Genomic DNA, 16,725 nt, shown 5'->3' with positions numbered 1-16,725 from the left:
ACTCTCCATTGTAAAGAAGTTTTGATACCGGCTAATTTCTCTCGAAATCAGACGAATTATCTAATGTTTTTCGCTTAAACAATTACCTGTGTTTATTATGCTGTTGTTTCCAATCTTTCAAAGAGCTATATCTTATTGCCAAGATTTTGTCGATGTTTCGGATCCGATCCGTGCGAACCCTTGTGGTTCCTACATCTTAGCTTTCCGTTTCGCGTCGTTTGCGTTGGGGTTGCAAAGGTAGCTATTTTTTCATTTCTACCAAATCTTTTTTAAGTTTTTTATTTTTTCAATAATTCGCTCAAATGCTTGCCTGGAGAGAGTTGTAGCTTGTTGCAAAACGGATAAATAAAGAGCTTTTCGTGCCGTGCTTTCTATCAAAGCGGGATGCAAAAGTAGAGCTTTTTTCTTTACTGCAAAATCTTTTTTGAAAGATAGTGAACAGATAAGCTATAATCGCCTGTAAATCAGCATTATATTTTTAGAAAATTCCTTTATCAAGCATCCCGGATGGATACGATACCTGCATTAAAAACAACCCCTGTGGAGGTACCGCGAAGTCTGCATATGTACAATCCCTCATCTCTATCGCTTCCCTGAACCCCTCCATAGTCAGCTTTCCACGCCCTACTCTCAGCATTGTGCCCACCATCCCCCGCACCATTCCTCTCAAAAAACGATTAGCCCGTACACGGTATACGATCTGGTTGTTCTCTATCGTCCACGCTGATTCCATAATATTACAGTTATAGGTTCTCACCTGCGTGTTCCGCTTACTAAAAGTCATGAAGTTCTCATAAGTCTTTAATACTCCTGCTGCTTCCTGCAACAGGTCAAAGTCCAGACTATAAGGATAGAAGTATCCCCTATCCTGCATAAAAGGATCCTTCTGGGTGTACAAGGTATATTTATAGGCACGGTTCAGGGCATCGAAACGGGAGTGTGCTTCATCGCTCACCGCGTAGACCTGCTTTAGCACAATATCGCGGGACAGGATCGCATTTACCTTATAGATGAATTGCGGGTGTAAAGGTTGCGCGATATCAAAATGCAGAAAGTTCTGCAACGCATGTACCCCTGCATCTGTACGGCTGGAGCCTGTCGTTTCCACCTTCTCTCTCATGAGCAGACTTATTGCCCGGTCTATTTCAGCCTGCACCGTATGTGCCGTATCCTGGATCTGAAAGCCACCGAATTGAGTTCCTTTATACGCTACTTCTATAAAATATCTCATAATGCCGCGAAGGTAAGACGCAAAAAGCAGAAGGCCACAAGTTGAAATTCAACCTGTGGCCTTCTGCCTTTCTATGATGAGGTGCTTATCTATGAACCATTGCCTTGAAGCGACCTTTGTAATAACTGTCGGAGAGCACACTTTCCAGGGAAGCAAAATGCTCGGAATCATATACTTTAGGATATGCCTGATCCAGTAAACGGTAACGACTGTCATCTGTACCCAACAGCTGTACCAGCGTCTTTACCTGGGATGTTTCGAGACAGTACCCTTTCGCCTGTTTTTTAAATGCATCTATCATTCCATCGTCATCCTTCCCGCCTACAAACTTGCGGAGCAGCTTACGGAAAGTATCATCATCCATCACCTTACCACAATCAGAATTGATCATCTTTACGGAAGAAGACTTCTTTGTTTCGTCTGTAGCTACCGCGGGTACATCAGCAGCAGAGGTTGCAGGAGCAACAGTGCCTTCCTCAACATCCTGCTTCTTCTTTTTACGGTCTTTCCTGCTGGAATGATCAATATTCAGATCCGATACGGCATAACCGGATGAATCGTCTGTTAATACATTATTAGCATGTTCTTCCGCATCTATTCTACGTTTTTTCTTTTTAGGAGATGGAGCTGGTTCCTCCGCAGCACTTGTTACAGGTACAGGAGTTCCCTCTGTTACCCCTGCCTGCGCATTGCTGCCATCCTGGAAATCGATAAAAGCAGGATCATCTGCTCTTTTTTTCTTTGCCTTCTTTGATTTCTTTTCAGGTGCGGGAGCTTCTTCTGTTGCCACGGGGGCTGTAGCTGATTCTGTTACAACAGCTACAGCTGTATCAGTTGTAACAGCTACATCCGCTGCGGTTGCAGGAGGTGGGGCAGTTGCTGCCTTATGCTCCTCCGCCATTACATCTGCCAGAATCTGTTGTTCTTCTGCTGTAAGCGGTTCTCTATCTCTACGTTTTCTACGTCCTTTCTTTTCTTCCGGTTGCTGCTTAGCTGCTGCTGTATCTGCAGCAGGTGCCAGGATCATACCTGTGCCTGCATTCGGATCTACCAGTGGCTCCTCCGGTCTGTCATCTTTTACAACCCTATCCAGCGATTCTGAAAACTTGTTGGTCGGTTTTACCGGACGGGTACCGGGACCTACTGTTACTCCTGCATCTTTACCCGGGAAAGCTGCTGCCAGGTCTTTTTGCATAGAATCCATCATTGCCTTTTGCGGTTCCGGCGCTGTTGCTGTTTCAACAGGTGCAGGCACCGGAGTCTCTACAACAGGTGCCGGTGCAGGCGCTGGTGTCTCCACTGCTACTGCCGCTTCTTCTCCCTTCTTCACTGGTCTTGTGGCAGCAAAAGTTACTATATTATATAAGCCATCCTGCTTCAAAAGGTATCCCTGGTCATTGGGTCCCCCAACTTTTACCATATATTGCTGTTCAGGTACTTCGCTTTTTGCAAAACCAATACGCATGTTGGCAGTACCAGCTGGCAACTTGGAGATGATAATATAGCCTTTATCGGAAGAGCTGAGTAATTTTCCATCAAAGCGTACATAAAAAGGCTGGGACCTTTCGCTTTGTATATAAATGTAATACTGCTTATCCTGCGCTGCCATCCGCAATGCCATCAGGAAGAAGCACGGTATCAATAAAGATTTTTTTAAATACTTAATCATAGAAATATAATATAACCCCGAACGGGTGTTCATCAAAACCCACGCGGCTGCTTAGAAAACAAATACTATTCCAATATAACGAGGATCTCCCCTTTTTCTACGGCAATTCGCTCAGAGACCTTGATTTCCTTTACGATGGCATCTGCGGTTGCCTTAAATACATTCTCCATTTTCATGGCTTCCAGGATGAGTACCGGATCGCCTTTTTTAATTGCCTGGCCTGGTGAAACCAGTACTTTCAGTACCAGCCCGGGCATTGGGGCTTTGATATCATTCACCTTGCGGGTAGTGGCATGGTTGATACCCATAGCTGCCAGCAGCTGGTCTATCGGTTCCTCGATAGCGACCTCATATGCCTGTTGCTCAACCAGGACTTTTACTTTTTTTGCTTCTTTGTCTATGCTGATGACCTGAGCTATATAACTCCGCCCATCCAATATTACACTATAATTGCCGGTAGGCAATTCCAGCCCAGACCATTGTACGGCTTGCCCATTGCAGGTGAGCCCTCCAGGTGCCGTATTGATTGCAAATGGCATGGTGCCATTTACCATTGCTTTGATCATAAGTTGTTTTATCTGAACTGAGACAAAAATAGCTTTTTTTGGGAGGCCTGCGACAGCAAGAAAGAATCTCTTTTTATTTTATTCTGAAAGGAAGCCGCTTACCTAAGGCCTTCAATAGTCCGAAATTGGAGCTGATATCCCGAATTATCGCCAATTATCCCGTTTATACCAAGATTAACAACCCAAAACCCAAATATTTCTAATAATACTCGTTAATTCGTTGCAAAATCAATTTCTTACAATGTCTAAATCTTTGAAGCAAGCACTAAAAGGCCTGCTGGTAGTATGTCTGACTGGAAGCATGTGTTATTCCCCCGCTTATGCCCAGCAACCTGACAATGCCAATGATCCTCTCCTGAAGATCTACAGGGCCACCGCAACAAGAGTGAACGATCTTTCCCACACCAAACTGGATGTCCGCTTTGATTACGCCAAAAGATATCTGTATGGTAAAGCCTGGCTCACCCTCAAACCTCATTTCTATCCAACCGATTCCCTTACCCTCGATGCCAAAGATATGGACATCAAAACTGTTGCCCTGGTAAAAGGTGGTAAAAACACAACTCTGAAGTATACTTACGACAGTACCCAGCTGCATATCCAACTGGATAAAGTGTACGACCGCAACGATTCCTATACTGTATATATAGATTATGTGGCCAGACCAGAAGAAATAACTGCCTCCGGCAGCGCAGCTATCACCGATGCCAAAGGCCTCTATTTCATCAACCCGGATGGCACGGACAAAAATAAGCCAATCCAGATCTGGACACAGGGTGAAACCGAATCTAACTCTGTTTGGTTCCCTACGATTGATAAGACCGCCCAGAAATGTACCGAAGAGATCAGTATGACTGTCGACAAGAAATACGTGACCCTCTCCAATGGTAAACTGGTGAGTCAAAAAAACAATGCGGACGGCACCCGGACCGATACCTGGAAGATGGACCTCCCCCACTCTCCTTACCTGTTCATGATGGCCGTAGGCGACTTTGCCATCGTAAAGGAACAATGGCGTGGTAAAGAAGTGAGCTACTATGTGGAAAAAGCGTACGAACCATATGCCAAAGCCATTTTTGGTAATACCCCTGAAATGCTCACCTTCTACTCCAACATTCTCGGTTATGACTATGCATGGCCTAAGTACTCCCAGATCGTAGTAAGAGACTATGTATCCGGGGCTATGGAAAATACCACTGCTACCCTGCACGGCGATTTCGTACAGAAGACTGATCGGGAACTGCTGGATAATAACAACTACAATGAATCTGTCATCGCCCATGAACTCTTCCACCACTGGTTTGGTGACCTGGTGACGGCTGAGTCATGGAGTAACCTGACCCTGAATGAATCTTTTGCTGACTATAGTGAATACCTGTGGCTGGAACATAAATATGGCAAAGATGAAGCAGATGCTCATGGGCTGGAAGCCATGGAAGGCTATAAGCAGTTCTCCGAATACGCCGGTGACCGTGACCTGGTGCGTTTCCACTACCACGACAAAGAAGATATGTTCGACGCTGTGAGCTACCAGAAAGGTGGCCGCATCCTGCATATGCTCCGCAATGTAGTAGGAGACAGCGCCTTCTTCAAATCCCTGAACCTCTACCTGAAGACGAATGCCTTCAAACCTGCGGAAGCACATCAACTCCGCCTGGCCTTTGAAGAAGTAACCGGGGAGGACCTGAACTGGTTCTTTAACCAATGGTACTTTGGCGACGGTTTTCCTAAACTGGACGTAAGCTATCAATACAATGACGGAGCTAAAACTGTAACTGTCAATATCGCCCAGACCCAGGAATCCGGTAAGATCTTCCAGCTGCCAATGGCAATTGACATCTATGCAGGTGGTAAAAAAGAACGCCACCTGGTAAATGTGACCGATAAAACAGCTTCCTTCACCTTCCCTTATACTACAAAGCCAGACCTGGTGAATGTAGATGCAGACAAGGTACTGCTGGCTGATATCGACGATCACAGAGACCTGAATACCTATATCTTCCAGTTCAACAACGCCCCTAACTACCTGGATCGCAGGGAAGCCCTGGAAGCTTGTCTGAAAGATCAGGCTAATACCGGTGCCCGTAAGGTGGTGATTGCGGCGCTGAAAGATAAATTCTATGGTATTCGCTCCCTGGCAATAAAAGGGCTGAATCTGAGCGACGAAGCTGTAAAATCTGCTGCGCTGCCCGTATTACAACAACTGGCAAAGAGCGATAACAATGCAACAGTACGTGCAGCGGCCCTGAAACAGCTGGGTAGCCTCAGAGATGCACAGTACACCTCCCTGTTCGAAGCTGCTACCAAAGATCAGTCTTATGCTGCTGCAGGTGCAGCGCTGACCAGCCTGTCTTCTATTGATGCTGAGAAGTCCTATACACTGGCCAAGCAGATGGAAGCCACTTCCAGGGGAGCACTGCGCAATGCAATTGCAAATGTGTATGCAAAAAAGGGAAATGAAGATGACATCGCTTTCTTTTCCAAAACCTTTGACGAAGCAAGTGGCCAGGAAAAGGTAGAAGATGCAATTCAGTATATAACCATCCTGGCAAATGTGGATAACCCTGATATCGTGATCAAAGGCGTAGGACAGGTTCGGGATATGGTAAAAACTTTCAATAACAAGATGGTGACCAACTACATGGTAAATATGCTGCAGCCTGTGGCCAAGAGAAAACTGGACAAGGCAACTATCGCACCTGCTGATAAAAAAGCAGACCTGATGAAGCAGTATGACTATATTAAGAAAGTGATCAGTGAGCTGAAGGACTAAAAGGAAAACCCGGTTTTGCTGTATGGCAAAACCGGGTTTTAATTATGCTTTAGTCGAACAAGCGTCGAAGAAGCATCGAAGAAGCGTCGAACAACACTCGAAGAACACTCGAACAACACTCGAACAAGCGTCGAAGACAACGTGGACCTGGAATGAACTTATCCTATCCCAATCCTACCTCGGAATGCCTTTCCGGTATCTCTATATCCCTAAACCCTTTTTTCGACAACCAATCCCTGAATATCTGCTGCACTTCATACTCCCCATGCACTAAAAACAACTTCTTCACCTCTCTTGGATCCTGGCATGACAGCCACTGGCTCAGGTCTTCATAATCTCCATGGGCACTCATAGACCGAATGCTCCCCACTTCTGCCCTCACCTCATAGCGGGTACCATAAATCGATACCTCCTTCGCCCCTCTCATCAACCTGCCACCCAGAGATTGTGGTTCACAATAGCCCACCATCAGGATGGTATTCTTAGAATCATTAATATTATTAGCTATATGATGCTTAACCCTTCCCGCTTCCGCCATCCCTGAAGCAGAAATAATCACACAAGGCTCCTTACGGAAGTTAAGATTTTTTGACTCATCTACCGATTCTATAAAATGTAATCCCGGGAAATCAAATACATCATCATCTATCTGTAACAACTTCGCTACTGTCTTATTAAACAACTCCGGATGACTGGTCACGACCTCTGTAGCCTCCATTGACAAGGGACTATCCACAAAGATATCCACCTTTGGCAGCTGGCCATCCATCTGTGCCTTATTCAGGGCATACAGCAACTCCTGCGTACGACCTACACTAAATGCTGGTATGATCAGCTTTCCTTTCTTCACCTTACAGGTATCATGTATATACTTCAGCAATATATCGGTACCCGGTGCCGCCTCTGCATGCAGGGTACTGCCATAGGTAGATTCCATCAGGATGTAATCTGCCTGCGGAAAGGTATCCGGCGATTTCAGGATCGCATCATTGTATCTGCCAATATCCCCACTAAAAGTAATGATCGTTGGCTTACCCCCTTCTGTAATACGAAGGGTCACCGCTGCACTGCCTATGATATGACCCGCATCTGTAAACATCACTTCTACCTCGTCATCTATCCGGTGCCATTCTTTATAGCTCTTTACCTTCTTGAAAAAGGCAATACTCTTTTTTGCATCTTCCACTGTATATAGCGGTTCTTCCTGCGGCAATCCTATTTTCCGGCGTTTCTTATTGGTATACTTCACATCCTCTTCCTGGATCCTGGCGGAGTCCATTAATAGAATCTGGGTGAGGTCAAATGTAGCGGAGGTACAAAAGATCTGGCCCTTAAACCCTCTTTTTACCAACAGGGGAATCAGACCTGTATGGTCAATATGCGCATGAGACAATACCATCATGGTGACGGTAGACGGGTCAAAACCCAGGTCAAAGTTCATCGCATCTGTGTCCTTTCCCATTCCCTGAAACATGCCACAATCCAATAAGATCTTTTTCCCATTCTTTAATGTAATCAGGTGTTTCGAACCAGTAACGGTACGTGCCGCCCCATGAAAGGCTATCTTCATATGATTGAGTTTTATCAGCGTTTCTTAAACGACCAGGTGATCGCGAACGTGGCAATTACTGTGCCATCGTGGCTTTTTCCAATAGTATTGACTGTGATGGTTACAGGCTCCCCCGAAGTTACTGCATATTGTATAGCCGCCTGCATGCCGTCCAGTTCTTCACATGTAAAGTAAGTTTTTCCCGTTGCTTTTTTCAGAAAGCTGGCCTGCATACCAGTTACCAACATGGATACACGGGCAGGCGCTGCATCAGACGTAAACCACATGGCCGGTATTCCCGTGCTCATTTCTGCCGCCATTGCCAGGCAGGCAAAATAGGTAGACTTAAAGGGATTCTGTGACAACCACCTGAAAGGTACGGAAGTGATACAAACACCAGGGGTCAATTGTTGTACTCTTACCCCCGCCAGCCAGGCTGCCGGTAGTTTATACAACAAAAACAGGGAAAACTTCCAGGGTTGTGTTACTAAACGTTGGAATTGTATCATTGATTAGTATAATAAGCAGGGTTGAGTGCATCCGGGCCCCATTGCTTCAATAGCATAGCTATCTTCTTCTGATCATATGAGTCTGCGGATTCCAGTAACCCGGTATCCTGCGTATGTAATCTGTTGCCCTTTGCATCCAGGATCACGATCACCGGAAAACCGAAACGCTGTGGATAACCCAGCTTTTGCAGCATAGGCAGGTTCTTGTTTTCCTTGCTATAATTCAGATGATATACGATAAAGTTCTTGTCCAGCAAGTTTTTCAGTGTACTATCCTCTTCTGTGAATTTATAGAACCGCTTACACCATATGCACCAGTTACCCCCTACCTGTACCAGTATATGCTTTTTGGCGGCCGCCGCCTGTTGCTGTATAGCTGCCAGATCAGCAGCGGCATCCGCACCCGGGTTATAAATATGTTCCAGGTCCGGTGCATGCTTTTCCTGTGCATGCAGGGTCGTAGTGGCAAACAGGCAGAGTAACCCGATGAATAAGCGACTAATGTTGGTCATTTTCCAATGATTGAACGTATTGATAAATTCCCAGCTGGGCATTGACAGCAGTAGCATCCTTTTCAGGAGTGAAAGGTAAATTGTGGAACTGCGCATCCAGCCTCACTGCATTCGTATTGTCTGCCAACTGGAGGTTGATAATCTCCTTCAGCTGGGCAGCCAGTTCCTTCGCATATACCGGGAAGCATACTTCTATGCGCCGGTGAATATTACGGTTCATCCAGTCTGCCGAGCCCATATATACTTCTTCTTCCCCATTATTATGGAAGATGAATACACGTGCATGTTCCAGGTAGCGGTCCACGATTCTTCTTACTTTGATATTGCTGCTTTCAGGCTGGTCGGGTTGCAAACAGCAAATACTGCGGGCAATGAGGTCTACCTGTACACCCGCTTCGCTGGCTTCGTATAGTTTGGCAATCATATCCTTTTCCTGCAGGTTATTCAGCTTGATAGTGATATGTGCCGGTTTACCAGCCCTTACATTTGCTATCTCCCTGTCTATCAGTTCAGAGAAGCGCGTCTTTAGATTAAACTGCGCGACCAGCAGGTGATTGAATTTCAGATAGCGGTATTTATCAGGTTGCTGGCGGGCCTGCAGGTACAAGAACAACAGCTCCAGTTCCTGGGTAATACCCCGATGTGCCGTGAGCAATACATGGTCTGTGTAAAAACGGGCCGTGCTTTCATTGAAATTACCAGTGGCCATCAGCCCCGCATAATCCCATTCGTAACCGCGTTTCCGCTTTACCAGGGCGATCTTGGCATGTACCTTCAACCCTGGAATACTATAAATGATCTTTACGCCAGCCGCCTTCATTTTCTTGGCCCAACGGATATTGTTGGCCTCATCGAAACGGGCTTTCAGCTCTACAAATACCGTTACCTGCTTGCCATTGCGCGCAGCGCTGATAAGGGCATTGGCGATCTGTGAGCTGGCGGCAATGCGATAAAGTGTAATGTAAATTTCCCTGACTGCAGGATCAGTCGCTGCTTCGTTGAAGAAACGAAGAATGTATTCATATCGCTGGTAAGGGGGATGGAGAATGATATCCCTTTGCAATACTTCTTCCAGCAGGTGTGGCACCTTATCCAGTTGCGGCAGGTGCGCCGAAGGCTGTTTAGGATAAGTAAACAGCGGAGACTTCACCGGCATGGGCAGGTCAGCCAAATCCTTCAGGTTGTGATAACGGCCTCCTGGCACCATTTCCTTGGGCAGGATACTGAAGTAAGTACCCAGCAACTGTCTTAAGGCTATCGGCATACTGCTGTCATAGAGAAAACGGGTAGGTATACCCAGTTCCCTTTTGGCAATCATGGTTTCTACCTGGTCCAGGATGTCGCTGGCCAGTTCGTTCATATCAGTTTCCGCATCGCGGGTGATTTTGATACTGTAACAACCATTGATAATGTAACCTGGAAACAGCCAGCCAACATTTTCCCGGATAATGTCGTCCAGCATCACAATGTAGCTTACATCCTGAATTTGCGGAAGTTCAAAGAAACGAGGCAGCTCACTACTGGGAATATTGACCACGGCATATTGCAGGCGGTCGGGTTCGTTTGCGGGAGAAACGGATACTACCAGGTACAACTGGTTATTTTCCAGGAATGCATCTTTGGGTTTCTTCTTGTCCAGCCAGAAGGGCTGCAAAAAGCCCAGGATCTTCGTCTGGAAAAATTCCCGCATAGGAGCCAGGTGCGAAGGCAGTATTTCCTGGTTATAGTAAAGATCGATACCGTTATCTCTTAATGCAGGCACAAGCTGCTGAGTAAGCGTACGCCCAAACTCGTCCAGCTGCCTGTTAATCTCCTGTTGAATAATGGGGAGTGTATCGCCGGAGAGGGTTTCTTCCCCTGCCACAGCAGGATTGTCGCGCACCAGTTTATTCACTGCCATGATAGCAGGCATACGCACACGAAAAAACTCGTCTAAGTTTGAAGAGAAGATGGACAAAAAGCGGATGCGTTCATATAGCGGCACCACAGGGTCTTTGGCCATGCTCAGTACCCTGTAATTAAATGATAACCAGCTCAGATCACGGTCATACAGTGGAGTATTCATATATCACTTAGTTATGCACAGGAAAGAACAAGGCGGCTATCACAAATGCCAACACTGAAATGATCAGCCCAAACATAAATATGTTGTACGCAATGCGCAATTGTTTATACTTTTTACCCAGTACCACACCCAGGTGGTAAATATCCTGGATCATGCTACCATACAGGTAATCGCTATCCTTCATCATCTCCGTCATACCCCAGGCATATTGCTCCAGGTCCATCTCGTGGAAGTTGCCAAAGAAGAGCAGGTTTGTCTTTTTATTAGCGATATCTTCCCTGGTGAACTTACCTTTATTCACATTTGGTCGGGTGGCCAGTACGGAGAAGATAATAGTAATCACACCTGTAGTGAGGAATAATACAGCAGGGATGATCAGGTTAGGATAGTCTTCCAGCTTGCGGAAGAGTACACCGAGTATTACGGATACGATGATAGAGTTCACCGAAATCATGATGTGTGCCTTGCTGTCGGCCATGGCACTCAGGCGAATGTGGTTGGATGAGGTAGTACGGAACATGGTTTCCACCCCTCTGCCTGCTTTTGGTTCTTTATTTTTCTTTTCAGGCTTATCCACTTTTATCTTCTTGTTCTCTTTCACCTCGTTTTTCTCTTCCTTCTTTTCTGCCTTGTCCTCCTGCTTCTCCAGGCGCTTTTTCAGCCACGCAATATTCTCTTCCTTCTGCTCCTGTAACAGGGCCTGGCAGTAAGCAGTATGATAATGATGGGATTCCAGCAGCTGTAGTGTGCCAGCTGTCCATACAGCACCTGGTATTTCCTTCCCATGAGTAAGCTCAATCTCGTTGTGCAATACCTTGGTCCGTTTCCTGAACTCCCTGGTACCGAAGTTGAAGAGGTCTGCATCGCAAACGATCTCTTCCAGCAGATTGTGCGGTTCCTGTGGCATTTTGGTAGCCATGATGCAACCGGTTACCTGTTCTTGTATATTTAACGGTACCTTTTGTTCATTTAGAAAATTTCGGGCCAGTGAAGCCCCCGTCTCTTCGTGCGTTTTAGACTCTCCCAGCAGGTAGCCCAGGTCATGAAACCAGGCGGCAACATACACGACTAAAAGGTCGGTATCCTGCAGTCGGTAATGCGCTGAAATCTGCGCTGCTGCTGCAACGACCTGTCTGGTATGTTCCAGGTTATGATACACCAGATTGGGGTGAGGATGGTCCTGGTACTGTGTCGTCACATATTGTTGTGCGGCGTCGATGATTACACTTGTCTGCATAAGGCTTGGTTAAAAAAGCAAAACTGAGATCAGCAAGTTACTGCATTTTTGAGTTAATTTTATTTCATCATACTGCTCATCTTATGACTCTACGACATTTATTAATAGTTGCCGTGTTGCTCACTTCGTGTAATTATTACAACAACAGGGATAAAAAATACGAATCTCCGAAAGGATATAAACTGGGAGAACCGACACGGTTTCATGTAAGACAGTCCATGCAGGAGATTTCAGGCATCGTTCTGGCGCCGGATGAACACCATATTCTGGCGATCAACGATGAACAGGGCCGTGTATTTTCTATTGATGTAACGGGGAATACCCCTTATCCCAACTGGAAATTCGACAAAAGCGGGGACTACGAAGACCTTGCTACCGACGGAAAAAACTGGATAGTACTGAAAAGTAACGGGCACCTCTATCACGTCACAGGTCTCTTCTCCGACTCTACTGATGCCGAGGCTTACAAACTACCATCAGACGGGAAAAAGGAGTTTGAAACCCTCTACTATGACCCCCGCAATGATGGGATGGTCATGGTGTGTAAAGCCTGTGAAGACGATAAAGGCAAAGGTTATAACACTGCCTACCGCTTTGATATGAAGACATGGACCTTTGATGAGGCGCCATTCTTTCGTATCAATATCGCAGATATTGAGCGCCTCACCAACGAAAAAATGACCCTGTTCAAACCATCAGCAGCAGCCATACACCCCATTGAAAAGAGGTTGTACATACTGTCTGCCGTAAACAGATTGCTGGTAATCACCGACCTGGATGGGAAAGTACTGGAAGCTTATAACCTGAAACATACGATATTCAGACAACCGGAAGGCATCTCTTTTGCACCGAATGGCGATATGTATATTTCCAATGAAACGGCCGATGAATCTTCGGCCAATATCCTCAAGTTTAAATATAATCAAAGACCTCTGTAACGATGAAGTACCTTTTACATCTCTCCATGCTGTTCCTGCCCTTCCTGGCACAGGCACAGGATACACTGGCCAGAAGGATCATCCTGATAGGGGATGCCGGCGAGCTGCACCAGGATGGCCACAACCCCGTCATAGATGCTGTAAAGAGCCGCTTTGACTTACAGGATGCAAGAAATACTGTCCTCTACCTGGGAGATAACGTATACCCCTATGGGATGCCTGACCCTACCAGTAACCGGTACCCACTTTCCAAAGAGATACTTGATTACCAGGTGAACCTGGTACGTAATACCAATACTCAGGCTTATTTCATTCCCGGTAACCATGACTGGGAAAAGTCCAGACCCAATGGCTGGCAAACCATCATCAATGAACAATTGTACGTTGATTCCCTGAACCTGCCTAACGTGACCTTCCTGCCAAAAGATGGTTGCCCGGGTCCTATCGAAGTTCCTTTGGATAATAATATTACCCTGGTGATCATGGATACCGAATGGTGGTTATTCCCTTACGCCAAACCTGGGCCTGAGTCTTCCTGTGACTTTAAAACAAGACAGGATGTGCTCAATGAACTGAGTGATATCGTGGTCCGTAACCGGAACAAGCTGGTGATCTTTGCCTCCCACCATCCTTTGCGCAGTTATGGTATTCATGGCGGATATTATACATTGAAGCAACATATCTTCCCGCTTACTGACCTGAAGAAGGGATTGTATATTCCACTGCCGGTGATAGGTTCTATCTATCCCCTGACCCGTGGAGTATTTGGTACACCGGAAGACCTGCCTAATCCTGACTACCAGGAACTGGTAAGCGGTGTGGAAGCAGCCTTCAAATCCCATGGTCCGGCCGTCTTCGTAGCTGGTCATGATCATGCCCTGCAGTTCATCAGAGACAAAGAGAATTACTATATCGGAAGTGGCAGTGGTGCAAAAGAGAACCGTGTGAAGAAAGGTGCTAAGTCACTCTATGCAAGTAACGAGAACGGGTATGCGGCCCTGGAGATCTCAAAGAATGGCAACATCACGGTACAATACTATACCCTGGATAAAACCGATGGCCCCTCATTTGCCAGCGACCTTTTCAACATACAGGACATTCGTTCTGAACAACTGGCCAATGCCAGTCCTACGGCAAAAGAGCTACCACCGTTCGTAACCATGCCTGCGGACACACAGTATAGTCACAAAACAGGCATTCACTACTGGCTACTGGGTAAGAGCTATCGTGATGTATGGGCATCTCCCGTTAACTTCCCTGTACTTGATATCAACAAAGAAAAAGGTGGTCTCAAAATATTGCAAAGAGGTGGTGGCATGCAAACCCTCTCCCTCCGTATGGAAGATAAATCAGGTACGGAATGGGTACTGCGCTCTGTGAAGAAATACCCTGAAAAAGCGATTCCCGATGCACTGAAAAACACCATTGCGCAAGAAGTAGTGCAGGACCAGATTGCTTCTTCCAATCCATATGCGACCATGGCTGTGGCCAGGCTGGCAGAAGCTGCAGGCGTACCACATACCAACCCGACTTTTGTATACCTGCCCAAGGATACTTCACTGGGCATCTATGCCAGCACACATGGTGATGATGTATATCTCTTTGAAGAAAGAGAACCTGTCGTAAAAGGCAAAACATACAATACCACCAAGGTACTGGAACAAATACATGGTGACAATGATAATACCATCGACCAGGAAGCCGTAGCGCGCGCACGTATGCTGGACCTGCTGATAGCTGACTGGGATCGCCATGACGACCAGTGGCGATGGGGAGTGAAGAAACACAAGAAACGGGATACAAAAGAATTCTTCCCCGTGCCCCGCGACCGTGACCAGGCGTTTTTTGTAAACCAGGGGGTAATCACACATATGGCTGCCAGAAAATGGGTAATGCCTAAGTTCCAGGGGTTCAAACCTTACTATCCGAATATTGCATATCAGAACCCTACTGCGCAACCGTTTGACCGTTCTTTCATGAATGAGATTGATGAAAAGAAATGGAAAGAAATTAGTCACGAACTGGTACTTAGCCTGCCTGACTCTGTGATCGCTGCTGCAGTAGCCCGTTTTCCGGATACTGTGCAGAAGCAGGTGGGTGACTTTACATATCGTACACTCATTGCCCGTCGCGATAAACTGGAAACTGCTTCCCTTGATTTTTACCGCTTCCTCGCGAAGGATGTAGATGTAACAGGCACAAAGAAAGATGAGTTGTTCACTATCGAAAGACAAAAAGATGGATGGGTATCGCTGAATGTAAACAAGATCAGCAAGAAAGGAGAGGTACAACAAAACATCTACTCCCGCACCTTTGATCCAAAAGTAACCAGGGAGATAAGAATCTTTGGCCTGGGCGGTGAAGATAAATTCGACATCAAAGGTGATTTCCATACCCCTATTCACATCCGCATCATCGGTGGCAAAGACAATGATACTTATATAGACAGTACTTCTCAACATGCAGGCAATCATATTCGCATCTATGAGAAACGTGGTGGCGCCGATACTTTTGCGTTGGCAGGTAACGAACGCAAAATTCTTTCTTACAATCCGGAGAACATCAAATACGAACGTACACCGCTGCTGTATATCTACGATAAGCTGATGCCACTGGCTACTGCTGGGTTCAACAGCGATGATGGATTGTCACTGGGGGCAGGGTTTCAGTATACCAAACAGGGTTTTCGCAAACGCCCATTTGCCTCCAGGCAAACGGTGACGGCAGCTCATAGCCTGGGTACCAATGCCTGGCAGTTTCGCTATATAGGTGAATTCACAGATGTAATCGGGAATACTGACCTGGCACTCACCGCTACTGCCAAAGCCCCTAACAATACTATCAACTTCTTTGGTTATGGTAATGAAACAGTGTTCGAGAAAGACCTGAAGATTAAATATTATCGCACCCGCTTCAGCCTGTACAATGTAGAGCCATTGTTCAAAACGAACCTCTCAAACAAGTTCCAGCTGATTTATGGCCCTACCTTCACTTATTATACACTGGATAAGGATGCTACCAAAGGCAGAATTATTGAGGACTTCGACAAGAATGGACTCGATTCCCTGTCTGTATACCAATCCAAGTCTTACGCAGGTTTGAAACTGGGTTACCAGATCGATACCCGTAATAATGCTATTGCACCTACACGTGGCTTCTACTGGAATACCACCTTACATGGTAACCAGGGGCTGAATGAACAACAGCGTCATTACCTGCAACTTTCTACTGACATGAGCATTTATACCAGCTTTAGCACAGCTGCTAACCTGGTACTGGTAACAAGGTTCGGCGGTGGTAAGCTGTGGGGACATTATGAATATTTCCAGGCGATGTATTTAGGTGGTGTGCAAAACCTGCGCGGTTATCGCAACTACCGCTTTGCTGGCGATGCGATGGCATTCAATAATACTGAGCTGCGATTGAAACTGTTTGAATTCCGTTCTTACCTGTTCCCGGCTACGGTGGGTTTATTGGCCTTCAATGATGTGGGCAGGGTTTGGAAAAGTGGAGAGCATTCTTCTGCCTGGCATGATGGATATGGTGGAGGCATCTTTTTCAGCCCGGTGAATATGCTGATACTTACGGCAACGGTGGGCAGGTCTGAAGAGGAGGTATTACCTTATATCACATTTGGATTCAGGTTTTAAAAATAAAAAAGGGGAGATCGGTGATC

General features: G+C 46.2%; 11 protein-coding genes. 3 read left to right on the top strand and 8 right to left on the bottom strand.

What is annotated here, in order from left to right:
• Positions 1–478: 478 nt before the first annotated feature.
• The 3 genes from truA to ABDW16_RS08555 form a co-directional block, all read right to left on the bottom strand.
• A complete protein-coding gene (truA, locus tag ABDW16_RS08565) occupies positions 479–1,231 on the bottom strand; it encodes a tRNA pseudouridine(38-40) synthase TruA (RefSeq protein WP_343669055.1) in 753 nt (250 codons plus the stop codon).
• A gap of 85 nt (positions 1,232–1,316) precedes the next feature.
• Positions 1,317–2,900, bottom strand: coding sequence for a DUF4476 domain-containing protein (locus tag ABDW16_RS08560; RefSeq protein ID WP_343669054.1), 1,584 nt, complete (start codon positions 2,898–2,900; stop codon positions 1,317–1,319).
• 65 nt (positions 2,901–2,965) lie between these two features.
• Positions 2,966–3,466, bottom strand: coding sequence for a biotin/lipoyl-containing protein (locus ABDW16_RS08555; protein ID WP_343669053.1), 501 nt, complete (start codon positions 3,464–3,466; stop codon positions 2,966–2,968).
• Positions 3,467–3,707: 241 nt separating this feature from the next.
• Between ABDW16_RS08555 and ABDW16_RS08550 the strand changes: the two genes are divergently transcribed.
• On the top strand, positions 3,708–6,239 hold the full coding sequence (locus ABDW16_RS08550) for a M1 family metallopeptidase (protein ID WP_343669051.1): 2,532 nt from the start codon (positions 3,708–3,710) through the stop codon (positions 6,237–6,239).
• Between the two features lie 163 nt (positions 6,240–6,402).
• On the opposite strand, the gene ABDW16_RS08545 is transcribed toward ABDW16_RS08550, so the two are convergent.
• From ABDW16_RS08545 to ABDW16_RS08525, 5 genes are read right to left on the bottom strand one after another with little or no spacing between them, the layout of a single operon-like run.
• Positions 6,403–7,809, bottom strand: coding sequence for an MBL fold metallo-hydrolase (locus tag ABDW16_RS08545; RefSeq protein ID WP_343669050.1), 1,407 nt, complete (start codon positions 7,807–7,809; stop codon positions 6,403–6,405).
• A gap of 14 nt (positions 7,810–7,823) precedes the next feature.
• Complete coding sequence (locus tag ABDW16_RS08540) at positions 7,824–8,297, bottom strand: DUF4442 domain-containing protein (RefSeq protein WP_343669049.1); 474 nt, start codon at positions 8,295–8,297, stop codon at positions 7,824–7,826.
• Complete coding sequence (locus ABDW16_RS08535) at positions 8,294–8,809, bottom strand: thioredoxin family protein (protein ID WP_343669048.1); 516 nt, start codon at positions 8,807–8,809, stop codon at positions 8,294–8,296. Before ABDW16_RS08535 ends, ABDW16_RS08540 begins: the two co-directional genes overlap by 4 nt.
• Positions 8,796–10,874: a polyphosphate kinase 1 gene (ppk1, locus tag ABDW16_RS08530; protein WP_343669047.1), complete on the bottom strand. Its 2,079-nt coding sequence runs from the start codon at positions 10,872–10,874 to the stop codon at positions 8,796–8,798. The genes ABDW16_RS08535 and ppk1 overlap by 14 nt, the downstream gene beginning before the upstream one ends.
• Positions 10,875–10,881: 7 nt before the next feature.
• Entirely contained in the window at positions 10,882–12,111 is a 1,230-nt protein-coding gene (locus ABDW16_RS08525; RefSeq protein WP_343669046.1) for a Pycsar system effector family protein, read from the bottom strand.
• An 83-nt stretch (positions 12,112–12,194) separates the two neighbouring features.
• On the opposite strand from ABDW16_RS08525, the gene ABDW16_RS08520 reads away from it, so the two are divergent.
• Positions 12,195–13,049 carry an SdiA-regulated domain-containing protein gene (locus ABDW16_RS08520; RefSeq protein ID WP_343669045.1) on the top strand — a complete coding sequence of 285 codons (855 nt, stop codon included), beginning with the start codon at positions 12,195–12,197 and terminating at the stop codon, positions 13,047–13,049.
• 2 nt (positions 13,050–13,051) lie between these two features.
• Positions 13,052–16,699 (top strand): BamA/TamA family outer membrane protein, encoded by a 3,648-nt coding sequence (locus tag ABDW16_RS08515; RefSeq protein ID WP_343669044.1) that lies wholly within the window; start codon positions 13,052–13,054, stop codon positions 16,697–16,699.
• The last annotated feature ends 26 nt before the right edge of the window (positions 16,700–16,725 follow it).

Origin of the sequence: Chitinophaga sp., assembly GCF_039596135.1 — a bacterium.
In the GTDB taxonomy this organism is placed as follows: domain Bacteria; phylum Bacteroidota; class Bacteroidia; order Chitinophagales; family Chitinophagaceae; genus Chitinophaga.
Note: the sequence above shows the minus strand (reverse complement) of the source record. Positions and strands in the feature narration are given on the sequence as shown.

Bases quoted from the DNA above. Each gene is read 5' to 3' on its own strand.
- truA (WP_343669055.1), bottom strand. From the start codon at position 1,231: ATGAGATATTTTATAGAAGTAGCGTATAAAGGAACTCAATTCGGTGGC.
- ABDW16_RS08560 (WP_343669054.1), bottom strand. From the start codon at position 2,900: ATGATTAAGTATTTAAAAAAATCTTTATTGATACCGTGCTTCTTCCTG.
- ABDW16_RS08555 (WP_343669053.1), bottom strand. From the start codon at position 3,466: ATGATCAAAGCAATGGTAAATGGCACCATGCCATTTGCAATCAATACG.
- ABDW16_RS08550 (WP_343669051.1), top strand. From the start codon at position 3,708: ATGTCTAAATCTTTGAAGCAAGCACTAAAAGGCCTGCTGGTAGTATGT.
- ABDW16_RS08545 (WP_343669050.1), bottom strand. From the start codon at position 7,809: ATGAAGATAGCCTTTCATGGGGCGGCACGTACCGTTACTGGTTCGAAA.
- ABDW16_RS08540 (WP_343669049.1), bottom strand. From the start codon at position 8,297: ATGATACAATTCCAACGTTTAGTAACACAACCCTGGAAGTTTTCCCTG.
- ABDW16_RS08535 (WP_343669048.1), bottom strand. From the start codon at position 8,809: ATGACCAACATTAGTCGCTTATTCATCGGGTTACTCTGCCTGTTTGCC.
- ppk1 (WP_343669047.1), bottom strand. From the start codon at position 10,874: ATGAATACTCCACTGTATGACCGTGATCTGAGCTGGTTATCATTTAAT.
- ABDW16_RS08525 (WP_343669046.1), bottom strand. From the start codon at position 12,111: ATGCAGACAAGTGTAATCATCGACGCCGCACAACAATATGTGACGACA.
- ABDW16_RS08520 (WP_343669045.1), top strand. From the start codon at position 12,195: ATGACTCTACGACATTTATTAATAGTTGCCGTGTTGCTCACTTCGTGT.
- ABDW16_RS08515 (WP_343669044.1), top strand. From the start codon at position 13,052: ATGAAGTACCTTTTACATCTCTCCATGCTGTTCCTGCCCTTCCTGGCA.